At 41.7% G+C, this 16,330-nt stretch carries 19 protein-coding genes and 2 tRNA genes; 16 read left to right on the top strand and 5 right to left on the bottom strand.

The features are described from left to right. The first annotated feature begins 19 nt into the window (after positions 1-19). A complete protein-coding gene (locus ACF1X7_RS04220) occupies positions 20-1,285 on the top strand; it encodes a Y-family DNA polymerase (RefSeq protein ID WP_052202731.1) in 1,266 nt (421 codons plus the stop codon). Beyond that, positions 1,278-1,658 (top strand): hypothetical protein, encoded by a 381-nt coding sequence (locus tag ACF1X7_RS04215; RefSeq protein WP_089542194.1) that lies wholly within the window; start codon positions 1,278-1,280, stop codon positions 1,656-1,658. The genes ACF1X7_RS04220 and ACF1X7_RS04215 overlap by 8 nt, the downstream gene beginning before the upstream one ends. Before the next feature lie 98 nt (positions 1,659-1,756). Here the strand turns inward: ACF1X7_RS04215 and ACF1X7_RS04210 are convergent. Both ACF1X7_RS04210 and ACF1X7_RS04205 read right to left on the bottom strand, forming a co-directional pair. After that, a tRNA-Glu gene (locus ACF1X7_RS04210) sits at positions 1,757-1,829 on the bottom strand. Positions 1,830-1,898: 69 nt separating this feature from the next. Continuing rightward, a complete protein-coding gene (locus tag ACF1X7_RS04205; protein ID WP_039098880.1) occupies positions 1,899-2,150 on the bottom strand; it encodes a hypothetical protein in 252 nt (83 codons plus the stop codon). A gap of 107 nt (positions 2,151-2,257) precedes the next feature. Here ACF1X7_RS04205 and ACF1X7_RS04200 point away from each other — a divergent pair. Next, positions 2,258-2,330 (top strand) — tRNA-Gln (locus ACF1X7_RS04200). 61 nt (positions 2,331-2,391) lie between these two features. Here the strand turns inward: ACF1X7_RS04200 and ACF1X7_RS04195 are convergent. Continuing rightward, positions 2,392-2,595 (bottom strand): hypothetical protein, encoded by a 204-nt coding sequence (locus ACF1X7_RS04195; RefSeq protein WP_039098881.1) that lies wholly within the window; start codon positions 2,593-2,595, stop codon positions 2,392-2,394. 309 nt (positions 2,596-2,904) lie between these two features. Here ACF1X7_RS04195 and ACF1X7_RS04190 point away from each other — a divergent pair, with 309 nt between their 5' ends. The 4 genes from ACF1X7_RS04190 (at position 2,905) to ACF1X7_RS04175 (ending at position 5,620) form a co-directional block, all read left to right on the top strand. Next, a complete protein-coding gene (locus ACF1X7_RS04190) occupies positions 2,905-3,516 on the top strand; it encodes a LysM peptidoglycan-binding domain-containing protein (RefSeq protein WP_039098882.1) in 612 nt (203 codons plus the stop codon). Positions 3,517-3,623: 107 nt separating this feature from the next. Beyond that, positions 3,624-4,385: a flavodoxin family protein gene (locus ACF1X7_RS04185; RefSeq protein ID WP_411162448.1), complete on the top strand. Its 762-nt coding sequence runs from the start codon at positions 3,624-3,626 to the stop codon at positions 4,383-4,385. Positions 4,386-4,396: 11 nt separating this feature from the next. Continuing rightward, the gene (mgsA, locus tag ACF1X7_RS04180) at positions 4,397-4,819 is read left to right on the top strand and encodes a methylglyoxal synthase (RefSeq protein WP_004269993.1); all 423 of its coding nucleotides are present in this window, start codon (positions 4,397-4,399) and stop codon (positions 4,817-4,819) included. 105 nt (positions 4,820-4,924) lie between these two features. Further along, a complete protein-coding gene (locus tag ACF1X7_RS04175; protein WP_035186016.1) occupies positions 4,925-5,620 on the top strand; it encodes a YoaK family protein in 696 nt (231 codons plus the stop codon). A gap of 171 nt (positions 5,621-5,791) precedes the next feature. Here ACF1X7_RS04175 and ACF1X7_RS04170 read toward each other — a convergent pair whose 3' ends face one another. Next, complete coding sequence (locus ACF1X7_RS04170; protein WP_004265400.1) at positions 5,792-6,112, bottom strand: hypothetical protein; 321 nt, start codon at positions 6,110-6,112, stop codon at positions 5,792-5,794. 23 nt (positions 6,113-6,135) lie between these two features. Then, positions 6,136-6,786, bottom strand: a complete 651-nt coding sequence (locus ACF1X7_RS04165) for a CPBP family intramembrane glutamic endopeptidase (protein WP_231118783.1) — start codon at positions 6,784-6,786, stop codon at positions 6,136-6,138. 115 nt (positions 6,787-6,901) lie between these two features. On the opposite strand from ACF1X7_RS04165, the gene ACF1X7_RS04160 reads away from it, so the two are divergent. From ACF1X7_RS04160 to ACF1X7_RS04120, 9 genes are all read left to right on the top strand, one after another. Continuing rightward, entirely contained in the window at positions 6,902-7,960 is a 1,059-nt protein-coding gene (locus tag ACF1X7_RS04160; protein ID WP_004269997.1) for an ABC transporter permease, read from the top strand. Between the two features lies 1 nt (position 7,961). Next, complete coding sequence (locus tag ACF1X7_RS04155) at positions 7,962-8,621, top strand: ABC transporter ATP-binding protein (RefSeq protein ID WP_004269986.1); 660 nt, start codon at positions 7,962-7,964, stop codon at positions 8,619-8,621. 83 nt (positions 8,622-8,704) lie between these two features. Beyond that, entirely contained in the window at positions 8,705-8,932 is a 228-nt protein-coding gene (locus tag ACF1X7_RS04150; RefSeq protein WP_039099529.1) for a CsbD family protein, read from the top strand. A gap of 146 nt (positions 8,933-9,078) precedes the next feature. Continuing rightward, complete coding sequence (locus ACF1X7_RS04145; protein WP_069468132.1) at positions 9,079-9,717, top strand: TetR/AcrR family transcriptional regulator; 639 nt, start codon at positions 9,079-9,081, stop codon at positions 9,715-9,717. A gap of 20 nt (positions 9,718-9,737) precedes the next feature. Further along, positions 9,738-11,468, top strand: coding sequence for an ABC transporter ATP-binding protein (locus tag ACF1X7_RS04140; protein ID WP_411162447.1), 1,731 nt, complete (start codon positions 9,738-9,740; stop codon positions 11,466-11,468). Next, positions 11,468-13,345, top strand: coding sequence for an ABC transporter ATP-binding protein (locus ACF1X7_RS04135; RefSeq protein ID WP_039098063.1), 1,878 nt, complete (start codon positions 11,468-11,470; stop codon positions 13,343-13,345). The genes ACF1X7_RS04140 and ACF1X7_RS04135 overlap by 1 nt, the downstream gene beginning before the upstream one ends. 101 nt (positions 13,346-13,446) lie before the next feature. Beyond that, positions 13,447-14,472, top strand: coding sequence for a serine hydrolase domain-containing protein (locus ACF1X7_RS04130; RefSeq protein ID WP_411162446.1), 1,026 nt, complete (start codon positions 13,447-13,449; stop codon positions 14,470-14,472). An 86-nt stretch (positions 14,473-14,558) separates the two neighbouring features. Next, the gene (gene manA, locus ACF1X7_RS04125; RefSeq protein ID WP_411162453.1) at positions 14,559-15,533 is read left to right on the top strand and encodes a mannose-6-phosphate isomerase, class I; all 975 of its coding nucleotides are present in this window, start codon (positions 14,559-14,561) and stop codon (positions 15,531-15,533) included. A 74-nt stretch (positions 15,534-15,607) separates the two neighbouring features. Then, positions 15,608-16,252, top strand: a complete 645-nt coding sequence (locus ACF1X7_RS04120; RefSeq protein WP_004269994.1) for an HD domain-containing protein — start codon at positions 15,608-15,610, stop codon at positions 16,250-16,252. Positions 16,253-16,330: the final 78 nt, after the last annotated feature.

Raw genomic sequence — 16,330 nt, 5'->3', positions numbered from 1 at the left:
ACCACGCCGCGTGATTTTAATGATTGATTCGAAATCTTTTTACGCATCAGTAGAGGCCGTTCGGTTGAAACTAAATCCGTTAAAGGCTATTTTGGTGGTGATGTCCACGGAGAAAAACACGGGCAGTGGTTTAGTATTGGCAGCCAGTCCCATGGCTAAGAAATTATTTGGTATCAGTAACGTAACGCGTGCCCGGGATGTTCCAATTCATGATAAGCGGTTAATCATTGAGCCACCCAAGATGAATTTGTACATCCAAGAGAACCAGAAGATTAACCGTATTTTTCAGCAATTTACGGCAGAAGAAGATATTCAACCGTATTCCATTGATGAATCGTTACTTGATGTCACGGATAGTTGGCAACTCTTTGGGGCGACGCCGTACGAAGTCGCACGTAAAATTCAGCTGGCTGTAAAAAAAGAAACGGGCATTTATTTAACGGTGGGGATTGGCGATAATCCGCTACTTGCCAAGCTCGCATTGGATCTTGAGGCCAAACGGAATCACAGTTTGATTGCAGAATGGCATTATGAAGATGTCCCAGATAAACTGTGGCCAGTGACCCGGTTAGATGATGTCTGGTCAATTGGGCATCGTACGGCAGAGAAACTGAATCAGAAACACATTCATTCGATGTACGATATTGCGCATACAAATCCCTATCGGTTAAAACAAGAAATGGGTGTCATGGGCGCGCAGTTGTTTGCGTTTAGTTGGGGGATTGATCGGGCCGTTGTACGGCATAAATATAAGGCCAAAGAGAAGTCTTATGGGAATAGTCAGGTATTACCACGCGATTATTTTATCCAAGCTGAGATTGAAGTTGTGATTCGGGAAATTGCAGAGCAAGTGGCTGCACGTCTCAGGGCGCATCACAAGGCGACCACGGTTATTAGTCTGGGGATTGGCTTTTCATTTGCTGCAAAAGAGGATGCATCGCGTGGTGGTTTTGGGCGTTCAATGAAGATTGATGCGACTAATGCTAATCAGCAACTCACAAAACATGCCATCCAACTTTTTCGTGAAGAATGGCAACACGAATCGATTCGGCATATTAGTATTGCGTGCAGCAATTTGGTTGACGATAGTGCGGAACAATTAGATATGTTCGACACACGGTTTATTAATTTGAAAAAGCAGAAATTAGATAGCACGGTCGATGAAATTCGCAAGCGCTACGGTTTTACATCGGTGGTCAAATTGTCTAGCAAAGTAAAAGGTGCGACTGCAATTGAGCGTGCTGGCTTAGTCGGTGGGCATGCTGGAGGGAACGCCTATGAATAATGATGAATATGATCCCAATTTGGTTAATCAATTTTTGAAGTATGATTATTATGATCGTGGCATGATGAAATGGCAAGGGTTCTATTTAAGCGATCATACGGCAGTGTTAGATAAGAATAACCGCGTACAAGATCGTAAGCGCAATGAAAAACACATTGAGGCGATGACTGCTGAGATGATTGCTAATACCATCAATGACGCAATTGTTAAATGTTATTCGGTTCAAATCGACAAAGCAGAACGTTCAATAGAAGGTATTGTACCCAGTAAGGTGGAAGGTTTAATCAGTGGCTGGTTTGGTAGCCAAATAATTGTGGCAAATGAAGCCATTTTAATAGAAGAAATCTACGCAATAAAAAAACTAGCCCCCTAACTAAAGCGTCAGGAGGCTAGCTTTTTTACACGTTTTAAACAAAAAAGCCGCTAAACCTTAGTTTAACGGCTTTTCTGGGTTCTAGGCTGTTTTAAATATCACCCGTACGGGGATCGAACCCGTAACTCCGCCTTGAGAGGGCGACGTCTTAACCGATTTGACCAACGGGCAATGTTCGGAACAACTAATATCTTAGCGAATAAAGCCTGTAATGTCAATGGTTAATTGACTCTAGCGAGGCTAAATGAAGATTTTATAGTTACAACGATTAATGTTAACAATTTCCTTGGTCATGGTGCGATTTGTTTGTCTCTTTAAATGTTTCAAGATATTCCGAATATAGTCCTGATGGTTTATCAGTAGATTTAGAATATCGTTATCAATTGTGACTTCAAGCGTCCTGCGTGAATCTATCCAATCAATCACAACGTGGTCTTGATCATATACGGCAACTTTCCCGTCAAATAATTTTTCGATTTCTGCTTTTTTCATCATTGGAACCACCTTCAAGAATAGTATAGTCCTCTTTTAAAGATTTGTTAAAAATCATAATTGACAACGTCTGGAGTGTGCAGTATCATAGTATTCGTTGATGATATTGGGTATTCGCCAAATTGGTAAGGCACCGGACTCTGAATCCGGAATTTATAGGTTCGAGCCCTATATACCCAATTAAGATAGAAAGAGCTGAGTAATCAGCTCTTTTTTTGTGGCTTCATATCGATAGGGCAGATTATTTGTAGTTCTCTGTCTCAAACATGATTTGGATCGCATAGCGATCCGCAATCTTAGCTAAAGCCCGTAAATTGAAGAACCAATAGTGTGCTAATAGCTTACTTTTGAAAATTAATGTTTTGTCCTGAGCACCGGAAATTTGAATCATTCGATCATCCAATGCGACGTTTAAATCTAAATCATTTAATTTTAAAACTTTCATTTTGATCACCTCGTCTTATTATTACGTTAAATAGGGCGATTATTTTTGAAAGAAGGTTAATTAATTCAAAATAGCATATTTAGCATTTTTATTGACTGTAATCCTTGGTGTTATTAGCTTTTAGGTCGATTACAGGTCAATTAAATTGTGGCTTCATTACAAAGTTAGGTGAAATTGCCATCATTTTGTTACGGATTTGTCATCAATTGTTATGGTTTTGATATTTACTAACGGATTTAAGATGGTATATTAGTCCCACGTTAAACAGATAGAAAAATCAATTTAAACAATAAGGAGTCCATTCAAAATATGAAATCTTTAAAAACTTTACTTTACAGTGCCGCTTTAACAACCGTTGCAACAACCGGGTTACTTTTCATTAACCAATCACAAGCCAGTGCCGCAACAACTTATACCGTTGCAAATGGTGATACGCTTTCAACCATTGCGCAAAAATTCAATGGTAGTACAGAGCTTGTTAACCAAATCGCAACAACTAATAATATTGCTGATATTAATATGATCTTTGTTGGTGAACAATTAACAATTGATGCTGATCAAGTGGCAACAACACCAGCCCCTGTTGTAACTCAACAAGTAGCTGTACCTGTTCAAACACCAGCCCCTGTAGTTCAAGCACAACCTGCAGTTCAAGCTGCACCAGTACAACAAGCACCTGTAGCTGCACAAACAACAACTACAACGAGTTCATCTAAGGAATGGATTGCACAAAAAGAATCAGGCGGTTCATATTCAGCACGTAACGGTCAATTAATCGGCCGTTATCAATTATCAGCTTCATACTTAAATGGTGATTATTCAGCAGCTAACCAAGACCGCGTTGCAGATCAATATGTAACAAGTCGTTATGGTTCATGGGATGCCGCTAAGAGCTTCTGGTTAAGTAATGGTTGGTACTAAACTAAAATAATGACAACGTCTAGACCATTGGTCTGGGCGTTTTTTTATGGTAAGTTAGTGATTGGAAGTGTAAACTGAAAGTAGTATAAAGAGTGAGGCTTGATCAGATGAAGATTTTAGGAGTGTTAGGCAGTCATCAACGAGATGGGGTCAATGGGCAACTTTTAGATGCCGTTTTAGCAGGTGTAAAACCGGAAGATGACGTTGAAGTGATCTTTTTAAATGATTATCAAATATTACCAGATACTGGCAAAGCCAATCCGGTATTGGATGAACTGGAAGCTAAGTTATTGGCAGCCGATGTTTGGGTGCTTGCAGCACCGACTTATTGGGGTGCAATGTCGGGTGTGATGAAAAACTTCTTGGATTGCGTGCGGCAACGGTTAGTCCGATTTAATCGGGCGGGAGATGCGTTACCAGATCGCTTCAAAGGCAAAAGTTACATTACGATTAGTAGTTGTTATGCCAGTCCAGCTGAGGAATTGGTTACTGGTGTGACTGACGGGACTTTTAGAACTTTTGATAAAGTCTTGGGGGCAGCTGGACTTTTAAAAATCCGGGAAGTTGTCCAGACAAAAACGTATGGTTTAAAGACACTTTCAGCGCAGAAACAAGAGGAATGTCGCCAAGTCGGCGCAAGCATTCAATCTAAAGCAAAGAGGACGGATGATACAGTGAAACGGTATATACAACTATTTGGCATGGTCGCCTGTGCAACCTTGATTACGATGGTACTGCAACAATTAGTGAACTTAGTGTTGCCAATTAGCCAGTTTTGGCTTAATTATGTGTCATTCGTTTTAATCTTCTTCATTCTATTGGCAAGTGTGTTACACTTTTTTACGGTGGTTAAACACCGCAGACATTAGGAGGGATTCAGATGAAAATTGCATTGATTGCACATGATCGTCAGAAACCAACGATTGTGAAACTGGCGACGGCTTACAAACCTATTTTGGCGCAACACGAATTATTTGCGACTGGAACGACTGGTCAAAAAATTATCGAAGCAACTGGCTTGCCGATTACACGGTTTAAGTCAGGTCCTCTAGGGGGCGATCAGCAAATTGGCGCGTTGATTTCAGAAAATAAGATGGACCTGGTAATCTTTTTGAGAGATCCATTGACTGCTCAACCTCACGAACCGGATGTGAATGCATTAATTCGATTATCTGACGTTTATGAAGTACCGTTGGCAACCAACGTCGGGACGGCTGAAGTATTGCTGCGCGGTTTGGACTTAGGACTGGTCGACTTTAGAAAAGTGGTCCATGGTCAAGATGTCAATTCAATTAATTTATAGTGTAAAGCGGATTGTACCTTATTTCGACTGTGAAATAGTGCAATCCGTTTTTTGATTTCAATTTTAATTTGCGTATAATAAGAGTATTGATTTGGAGGGATTGGGTTGCAAAAAGAAATAGGGTTTCATGATCGGCTAAGCACGGCGATGTTTTTAACGTTTCTTGGTGGCTTCTTAGATGCGTATTGTGTGATTTTACGTGGTGGCGTCTTTGCGAGTGCACAGACCGGTAATATCGTGTTCATCGGCTTAGATATCGCAACGAACCAGTGGGCACAACTTCCTGAAAAGATATTACCCATTATTTCATTTGGGTTTGGGGTTATTATTGTGCAGCTGGCGAAGCGGCATTTTAACACTGGTGGGTTGAATGTTTGGCGGTTGTGGTTATTAGGTTTTCAAATTATTGCTTTAGTAGTAGTTGGTTTTTTATCAACCGCGATTCCCAACATGTTTGTGACACCGATTCTGTCGATGTCGATGGCCATGCAATTAGCGAGTTATTCAACGGTTAATGGCTATCCATATGCGAATGCTTTTACGACCGGCAATTATAAGAAATTAATCGAAAATACTTATCTATATTTAGCGACCAAAGAAAAAAACTACCAACAAAAAGCCCGGTACTTCGGGTTAATTGTTGGTAGCTTCTTCATTGGTACTATTAGCTCAGGGTTAATTGTTAAGTTAATCAATGTGCGCACTGCATGGATAGCTGCGATTATGTTGACGGTGTTCTTTGGTTTTCAATTGTATTTTACAGAAGAAGTGATTGCTGAGACCAAACATATGCAACGTTAGCCGTAATAATAAACAATTAACATGGCAATGAAATATGCGCCGCAAACAGCAGTGCTAATCCAACTGGCAATCAGAATGATGGGATGCGCAATAAAGGCACGCATGACAAAGAGAAACAAGGTTAAAATAGCATACTTAATACAGCTGACCTTTAGCTGTTCAAAATGAGGCTTATTCAAAAGAAAGATCCACTAAATAAAGTTGACGGTCACTAAGATGGGCGGTAGTAATCCACACATCTTGGAAGCCGTCTTTTTGTTTTTCTTCGGTTTGTTGATAAAAAGTCGTCAATAAGTCATGGTGCTCTTTGACGTACTCGGGGTCAATCCGGTTAACGTGTAGCCGCATATCAGGGAACAGTTTCTCGGCATCTGGCAGATCGACTTGGTCACTAATGCCAAAGCGAATCACATTCGCATATTGAAACGGTTCTAGAACCACTTCATCAGGATGTTCTTGGATGTAAGTTAAGATGGTTGTTAATGCAGACATAGTCATGCTTCCTTTCTAGTCGTTTAAAAAATCGTAAAGCCAGCAGTAATGTTATTCAACATGTGTAAGGCAATATTACTCTTAATATTATGGGTGCGATAGTAGACGATAGCCAGAATTAGGCCAAGTAGTGCTTTTGAAATGAAATAAATCGGATCAGTTGCGCCGTGCATCAATCCGAATAAGATAGCACTTAACCCGATTGAGATGATTGGTGTGCCTGGGAAAAACCAATTCATTAGGAACCCTCTGAAAAGTAATTCCTCCATAATCGGACCTAAGAATAGGGCGTATGGTAGCATGAAAATACCAATCGTCTGAAAGACTGAGGTTAGTGCATCAACATTGGCATTACCGGTAGTATGCATAAACGGGATTGTACCGTTATTGACAGCAACCATCGCGATAAAGCCAATCAACATTGTCCACCAAGTCTGTTTGGTGAAGGGTTGGTCATAACGCGTTGATTTAATTTTTTGGTAGTAATACCACATCAGGGCAGTAATGCCGATAGTCGTGATTAGAAAAAGCCAACCAAAGACTAAAATTAGATGGGTTGTCTGTTGGGCCTTAGGGAGCAATGTTAAGCCACTGACAATCATTAAAGGAACTTGTTGGATGATAATCAGAAGCAAAAAGGCAATCCCATGTTTGACGTGTTTGATAAGCGCCACCTCCGTGTGCTTATCATAGCATATTCCCGTGAATGAATAAAAGATTGAATGCGGATTGCTGTTCAAGGCACGATGCTTTATGTTAGATTAAAACAGTTAAGAAAGGGGTGTTTGGATGTATTTAGCAATTAAAGAAATTAAACATGCTAAATTACGTTATTCGTTGATCATTTTTACGATTTTTCTAATTGCATATTTAATCTATTTTTTAACGGGGTTGGCATATGGGCTAGCCAATAATAACCGTTCGGCAATTGATCAATGGCACGCCAAAGAAGTTGTTATTAGTCAGTATGCGAATAAAAACTTGGCAGCTTCTGAATTAGATGTTGATCAATTACCCTCTATTAAAGGTGCACAGAAAAATCATGCGCAACTTGCTCAGATGATGGGTGTTGTGAGTGGTTCAGGTTTAAGTAAGCAAAATACGAGTGTTTTTGGTATCGATTTTGATGCTTTTTTGAAGCCTAAGTTGCAAAAAGGACGGTATCCTAAAAAGGCAAATGAGATTGTGGTCGACGACGGCTTACAAGGAATTGCTTTAAATCAACAAATTAAATTGAATGGGCGTCAACAAAAGTACAAAATTGTTGGGATTACGACGAACCACCGCTATAATACGCAACCGGTGACTTATTTGCGGTTGACCGATTTTAGCCGAATGCGCTACGGCACTGATCAGATTACGCGCATTAATGCTTTAGTATTAAAGGGAAACGCGCGGATTAAGACAACGGATCAGCTGACCAAACTGACAATTCCAGAATTAATCGATAAGATTCCGGGGTATGGGCCACAGGTTAAGACGTTTGGTTTGATGATTGGCGCATTGCTAGTCATCGTCGCCTTTATCGTTGGGATTTTCATGTATATTATTACTATTGAAAAAACGGCCGTATACGGGGTTATGCGAGCACAAGGGATTTCAGGTGGCCAATTAGTTGGTAGTTTAATGTGGCAATCTGTATTCTTAGGGGTGATTGGGATTGGCCTTGGTTTGTTGTGTAACGCATTGACAACATTGGTATTACCAGCGGCGGTGCCGTATACAAATAATCCTTTACTAATTGGGGCCTTTTCTGCTGTTTTACTTGTGATGACAGTCATTGGCGCTTTATTCTCAATTTGGCGGATTCTGAAGATTGATCCGCTTGATGCGATTGGAGGGGCATAGGATGGCTTTAATGCGTTTAGAAAAAATCGTCAAAAAATTTGGCGCAGGCGACCAGCAAACCACGGCTTTAGATCAAATCGATTTAACGATTGAAAAGGGCCAGTTCATTGGTTTAACCGGACCATCTGGTTCTGGGAAGACGACCTTATTAACGATTATGGGTAGTTTACAAGGCCCAACGAGTGGGAAGCTCTTTTTTAAAGATCAAGAGATTAGTCAATTAAGCGAAAAACAGCGGTCTGCATTACGGTTTAACGATTTCGGCTTTATATTACAAAGTTCGAATCTGGTTCCATTTTTAACGGTTGAAGAACAATTCGAACTAGTCGATCGATTACGTGAAAAGCAAGCGCCACAATCAGCTGAACAACTATTAACCAATTTAGGTGTTTGGGATCAACGACGTCAGTACCCAACGAGCTTATCTGGTGGTCAGCGTCAACGAGTTGCGATTGCTCGGGCATTGTATGGTCAGCCAGATTTGATTTTTGCGGATGAACCAACCGCTAGTTTAGATAGTAAACGGGCCTTACAGGTTGCTGAGCAGCTGGCTAAAATCACGAAAGAGACAGGACAGACGATTGTGATGGTTTCCCATGATGAACGCGTCTTGGATTATACAGATCATCAATACGTGATGCGCGATGGTAAACTGACATAATGCGACTCATAATCATAAATTTTGACTAATGTTGGTTAGCTATCCTATCATATAGGTAGACCAATAAGAAGGAGTGATTTTGAATGACAGATAAAGAAAAGTTAGATGGCATGAAAGACCAAGTAACCGGTAAAGTACAAGAAACAGCCGGTAAGGTGACTGGTGATCGCGAAACTGAGGCCAAAGGTAAAGCAAAGGGCTTTATGGGTGAAGCTAAAGAAAAATTAGCGGATACCAAAGACAAAGTTGCTGAAAAAGCCAACGACGTGATGGATGATATTAAAGAAAAAATGGACAAAGACGATAAATAGCGCCTTTTAAAGGGAACCGGCAGACGATAGTCTGCCGGTTCTTTTTTTGTGGATTTAATGCTTGCATGAGTGCCTAAGTTGGCGTATTATGACATTACGTCACAATTATGACGCTCTGTCATTAATTTTCAGAAAGGAGTATCGAAATGCCGAAGAAAACATTTTTTAGATTACCTGAGGAAAAGCAACAACGACTGATTCAAGCTGCGCATGCTGAGTTTTCACGGGTACCGTTTAATGAAGCATCTGTCAGCAACATTATTAAAACGGCGGAGATTCCGCGAGGCAGTTTTTATCAGTACTTTGAAGATAAGGCGGATATTTTTTTCTACGACCTTAGCTTATTACGCGACAGTTCAAAGCAGGATTTAGAAAAGAGTCTGTTGGCTGTTCATGGTGATCTATTCAAGGCAATTCGCCAATTCTTTGCTGAAATGGCAGAAGAGATTATTAATGGTGAAAATGCACAATTTTACAAGCACCTCTTCTTACATATGGATTATAAGAACCGGCGCAAGATGTCACCAGAATTAATGCATGCCAAACAAGTAGATGGGATACGCTTTTTAGAAGAAAACGTCAATTACGACTTGCTCAAGATTAACGCAGATCAACCCGAAGCGCTTAGAATTTTATTTCATGAGTTGATGACGACGGTCTTTCAAAGTATTGCAGCGTATTATCTGCAACAAGAAAGTGACCATGCGATTACAATTGAACAGGTCCAAGAACGCTTCGAATTAGTATTAGGCTGGTTAGAAACAGGGGCCAGCAAACAAGGATAAGGAAAGAAGGGACACACAACATGCTTAAACTTGCAAAGAAAAGAATGTCAGGTTGGGCCGTCTTTGGTGCGGTTTTATTCATGACGATTCAGGTTGTCAGTAACCTTTATTTACCCAATTTAACCTCCGACATTGTCAATGACGGGATTGCTAAGGGGAATATTGATTATATCTGGCAAGCAGGCTTTAAAATGTTAGGTTTTTCATTAATTAGTATCATCGCGGCCGTCTGCAACGTTTATCTTGCGGCACGGACGTCACAAGGCTTAGGCCAAAAATTACGTTCAGATATCTACCGGAAGGTCATCAACTTCTCACATGATGAAATGGATCAAGTTGGGACATCTTCACTAATTACGCGGACGACTAACGATGTGGTGCAGATTCAAAATGTGGCAATGATGTTCTTACGGATGATGATTATGGCACCTATCATGTTGATTGGCGCAAGTTTCTTAGCGTATCAAAAAGATGCGCAACTTACATCCATTTTCTTGGTTGTCTTACCAATCATGGCACTCTTCATTGGTGGGGTGATGTACTTCGCTGTGCCATTATTCAAGGCAATGCAGAAAAAGACAGACCGGATTAACTTAGTTTTCCGGGAAGGTTTAACCGGGGTTCGGGTCATTCGAGCATTCCGGCGCGACAAGTTCGAACAAGAACGTTTTGATGAAGCTAACACTGACTACATGCAAAATGCGAAGAAAGTTTATAGTATTATGTCAGTGATGTTCCCAGCAATGACGTTAATCATGAGTGGAACTAACATTGCGATTATTTGGATGGGTGGTCATTTAATCGCCAATCAAGCAATGCAAGTCGGGAATTTATTAGCGTTCATGACTTATGCGATGCAAATCCTCATGAGTTTCATGATGCTTTCAATGGTCTTCGTCTTTATCCCCCGGGCGCAAGCTTCAGCAGTGCGGATTAATGAAGTGCTTGATTTACACACGCCGATTGAAGATCCAGCGACCCCTAAGACGTTTGGTGATCAACCAGCAAGCTTGGCTTTCAACCAGGTCAACTTCCGTTATCAAAATGCGGAGCACTTAGCGCTTGAAAACGTTGATTTCCAAATGACAGCGGGCCAAACAGTCGCCGTGATTGGGGGCACTGGCTCAGGGAAGACCACGTTAGTCAACTTGATTCCTCGTTTTTACGATGTTGAAACGGGTGAAGTGACAGTCAAAGGGTTAAACGTGAAAGATGTGACCCTCCATGACATTCACCAACAAGTTGCATTTGTCCCTCAAAAAGCGAACTTATTTACCGGGACGATTCGGGAAAATATGCAATATGGGAATCCGAATGCTACCGATGATGAAATCTGGCACGCACTTGAAATTGCACAATCTAAAGATTTCGTCAGCGAACTTGAAGGCGGCTTAGATAGTCACGTTGAACAAGGCGGGGGTAACTTCTCTGGTGGTCAACGTCAACGGCTTGCCATCGCACGGGCGTTGGTTAAAAAAGCGGCTGTTTATGTCTTTGATGATTCTTTCTCAGCGTTGGACTTTAAGACGGATGCCTTATTACGGAAAGCCTTAAAAGAAGATGCCGAAATTCAAAAGAGTGTCGTTGTGATTGTTGGTCAACGGGTATCAACCGTTGCCGATGCCGACACCATCTTGGTCTTGGATGAAGGCCAGTTGGTCGGTAAAGGCTCACATGCTGAATTGAAGGCTAATAACGCCACATATCAAGAAATTATTAACTCACAAATCAGAGAGGGGGATGAAGATTAATGGCTGAAAAAACAACAACCAATCGACCCCAAGGTGGACATGGTCCAGGCCGTGGCATGGGTGGTGTCGTTGAAAAACCGAAGAATTTTTGGGGCACAACCAAACGATTATTAACCTACATGTCTAGCCGGTTAATCGGATTAGTGATTGTGTTAGCCTTAGCAATCATCTCCGTTATTTTCCAAATTAGAACACCAAAAGTATTAGGACAAGCAACGACCGAAATCTTCAAGGGTGTCATGAAGGGCAATGCCATGCAAAAAGCGGGCATGCCGATGAATGGCTTACCAATTGATTTCGATAAGATTCAACATATTATTATGACGGTTATTTTGATGTACTTAGCATCAGCGGTCTTCAGTTTCTTACAACAATTCATCATGACGCGGATTTCCCAACAAACCGTCTATGAATTACGGAAAGAATTAAAAGACAAGATGCAACGGGTACCGATTAATTACTACGACACACACTCAAACGGCGATATCATGAGTCGTGCGATTAATGATATGGATAACATTGCAAGTACCTTGCAACAAAGTTTAACGCAAATGGTAACGAGTGCTGTGACATTTATTGGCGTTATGTGGATGATGCTCTCGATTAGTTGGCAATTGACTTTGATTGCCTTAGTCACGATTCCACTCAGTTTAGTCGTCGTCGGGATTGTCGCACCGAAATCACAGAAATTCTTCGCAGCGCAACAAAAAAGTTTGGGGTTGTTGAACAACCAAATTGAAGAAAATTTCTCTGGTCAAGTGGTCTTAAAGACCTTCAACCGCGAACAAGTCACAATTGATGCCTTTGAAGAACAAAATGCATTACTCTATAAAGCAGCTTGGAAGGCACAATTTATTTCTGGGGTCATCATGCCGTTAATGACGTTTGTCAATAACATTGGTTACGTCTTCGTAGCAATTGTCGGGGGGATTCGTGTTTCTCACGGCCAAGTTACTTTAGGGGATATGCAAGCGTTCATGCAATATACGCAACAATTCTCACAACCAATCACGCAATTGGCCAACTTAGCGAATACAATCCAATCAACAATTGCCTCAGCTGAACGGGTCTTCGAAGTCTTAGATGAAGATGACATGAGTGACGACCCATCAGAAGTGCCGGCGATTGTTGATGACCAAAATCTACTTGAATTAGAACATGTCGAATTCGGTTATCAAGGTAAAGATATCTTGATGAAGGATTACAACTTGCAAGTCAAACCAGGCCAAATGATTGCGATTGTCGGCCCAACAGGTGCTGGTAAAACAACCATCATTAACTTGTTGGAACGCTTCTACGACGTGAGTGGCGGTTCAATCAAGCTTAAAGGTGTCGATACGCGCGATATGACTCGGGAACAATTACGGCGTCACTTCGCGATGGTTTTACAAGATACTTGGTTATTTACTGGAACGATTTGGGATAATTTGAAATATGGGAACGCTGATGCTTCAGATGAAGCCATTTTAGCAGCCGCCAAAGCAGCGCACGTTGACGGTTTTGTCCGTCAATTACCTGATGGCTATGAAACGGTCTTGAATGAAGAAGCTTCGAATATCTCCCAAGGTCAACGCCAATTATTGACGATTGCGCGGGCCTTTGTTGCCGATCCAGAGATTTTGATCTTGGATGAAGCAACCAGTTCAGTGGATACACGGACTGAAATTCATATTCAATACGCCATGGAACGCTTGTTGCAAAATCGGACCAGTTTCGTGGTTGCCCATCGTTTATCGACGATTCGCGATGCCGATAACATCATCGTGATGAATCACGGTTCGATTATTGAAACCGGGACTCATGATAGTTTGATGGCACAAGATGGTTTCTACGCTGACTTGTACAATAGTCAATTCTCAGGCAACGTTAAAATTTAAGCGTGAATGACGCAAATAAGGCCGCAGATAAAATCTGCGGCCTTATTTTTGTCCGTATTTGGCGTATACTAGTGATATTGATATAGTAGGAGGAATTTAACATGCGATTTGAACAAACCATCCGGCAAATTGAAGCGCTAGTTGATGAAGGGATTGTCCCTGGTGTTTCTTATGCCGTCATCGAAGGCCCTGAAGTGATGACTAATGTAATCGGGCAGGCCGAATTAGTGCCCCAAAAAGTGCCGTTAAAAGCTGATCAGTTGTATGATTTAGCGTCATTAACGAAAGTGATTGGGACGACGACCATTATTTTACGGCTATTGGAAAAAGGGCGGCTTTCTTTACGAACAAAAGTGCATAGTTTGTTGCCGGCCTTTAAAGATCGACGGGTGACGGTCTTGCATCTATTGACGCACACGTCCGGTTTAACAGGCTACATTCCGAATCGGAATCAATTATCGGCTGCCGAATTAAAAACGGCGCTTTTGACGCAATTAACGGTCGGCCCAAATTTTGGTGAAAAGGTTGTTTACACGGACATTGGTATGTTGTATTTGGGCTGGATGATTGAAGCCATCTATCAAAAACCGATTCAGGATTTGATTCAAGAACTCGTTTTAACCCCACTCGGTATGCAAGCCAGTACGTTTAATCCGGACAAAAGTTTGGCGGTCCCGACTGAATTGAGTGCCGAACGCGGCTTAATCCAAGGCACGGTCCACGATCCGAAAAGTGCGATTTTACAAAATCATAGTGGTGCAGCCGGCTTGTTTGCCCCATTAAAAGACGTTGTCCGCTTTGCCCAGTTCCAATTAGGGCAGTTGAAGGTTGAACAGCCACCAATCAGTCAGGCGAGTGTTAAGAGTCTCTATCGTGATTGGACACCAAAACATCTCGGGCACTCACTGGGCTGGGATTTGCGCTTTGAGCCGCAAGAACACCAGCCACTGATTTATCATACCGGTTTTACCGGCACGTTCATGCTATTGGATCGCAAGCGGCAAACGGGGCTGATTGTCCTGAGTAATCGCATTCATCCAACGGCTGATAATCCGGTCTTTTTGGAACGACGAGATGCGATTGTGGCACAATTTTTAGCGGATAATCACCTAGAAACAAAAGCCTAGTCAAATTCGCAAATTTGCGTATTATCCGCTTACATTTGTGGTAAAATGGGACTATTGATAAATAAAGCGCATTAGGAGTGAGTGAACTGACAGAACCTTTATTTCTAAAACCTGTTTTTCAAGAAAAAATTTGGGGTGGTCGCAAATTAGCTGAAGCCTTCGATTATGATTTACCAGACGGCGATATTGGTGAATGTTGGGCCATTTCAGCCCATCCCCATGGTCCTAGTACCATCGAAAATGGCCCATTAAAAGGGCTCACATTAGATCAAGCATGGGCAACCCACCGCAAATATTTCGGTAATGCAGAAGGTAAAGTATTCCCATTGTTAACTAAGATTTTGGATGCTGAAGCAAGTCTTTCTGTCCAAGTGCACCCAGATGACGCTTATGCTGCTGCTCATGAAGGTCCAACCGAACTCGGTAAGACGGAATGTTGGTATATTTTGGATGCTGAACCAGGTGCTTATTTAATCTATGGCCACCATGCCAAGACCAAAGCGGAATTAACAGCAATGATTGAAGCAGGCAAGTGGGATGATTTACTCCGCAAAGTGCCCGTTAAGACTGGTGACTTTTTCTACGTCCCAAGTGGCACGATTCACGCATTGAACAAAGGGATTATGGCGCTTGAAACCCAACAAAGTAGTGATACAACATATCGGTTATACGATTATGATCGGGTTGATGCTAAGACGGGCGAAAAACGCGAACTACACTTGAAGCAATCAATTGATACGACGATTGTGCCGCATCAAGATCCCGTTTTGAATATTCAAACAGAACATGTTGGAGATTCAACAATCACGACTTATGTGCAACCACCAATGTCACCATTTTTCAGTGTTTACCAATGGTTAGTGAAGGGCGACTTACACTTTGATCGGACAACGGCACCCTATACTTTAGTCTCCGTGGTCGATGGTGAAGGCGAACTGATTGTCGATGGGCAAACTTACCCAATTCACAAGAATATGCATTTTGTGTTACCATTTGATATTAAGTCATGGGACTTAAAAGGTGACATGCAAATTATTGCGTCAGAACCGGGTAACAAGTAAACTGAATATAACCAATTGCAACCGCAGCCGTGGTTGCAATTTTTTTTAATGATTAAAAGAGTAGGATGACAAGTATGCAAAGACAAATCGAAGCAATTGAACAATTTGTACGAACGGAATTGGCAGCAGAACACAGCGGTCATGGATTCGATCACATTCAACGGGTCGTGAATAATGCCCGTTTAATTCAGCAAAAAGAGTTAGCTGCGGACCTAACAACGATTATCTTGGCGGCCTTATTGCATGATGTGATTGATGAAAAAATCGCGACTGATGTTGAACAGGCTCGACAAAAGGTAAAAACTAAACTAACCGAAAACGGCATACAAGATGGCCAACAAACGGCAATTTTTGATATTATCGACCACATGTCCTTTTCGAAAAATCTCAATCAACACCAAACGCTAAGTTTAGAAGGGCAAATCGTTCAAGATGCGGATCGGTTAGATGCAATCGGCGCGATTGGGATTGGGCGGACCTTCATGTATGGTGGCGCACACGATGGGGTTGCTTATGATCCTGAGATTCAACCACGGGCGGAATTGACAAAGGAAAACTATCGCGAACCGTCTACCGTGATTAACCATTTTTATGAGAAATTATTTAAATTGGCAGCAACGATGAACACACAGGCAGCGCGCGAAATCGCGCAAGCGCGAACGGATTTCATGCACCAGTTTGTGGATCAGTATTTAGCGGAGTGGACAGGGCAACGCTAAAAAACGAAACATTGATATGCAAAAGGGCGGTAACAATATTTTTGTTAGCGCCCTTTTGGATAGTTGTGTTCTGATCGT

The organism is Latilactobacillus sp. VITA-14 (assembly GCF_046580785.1).
Taxonomy (GTDB): Bacteria; Bacillota; Bacilli; order Lactobacillales; family Lactobacillaceae; genus Latilactobacillus; species Latilactobacillus curvatus.
The sequence above is the reverse complement of the archived record's forward strand: the minus strand, read 5'-3'. Positions and strand labels throughout refer to the sequence as shown.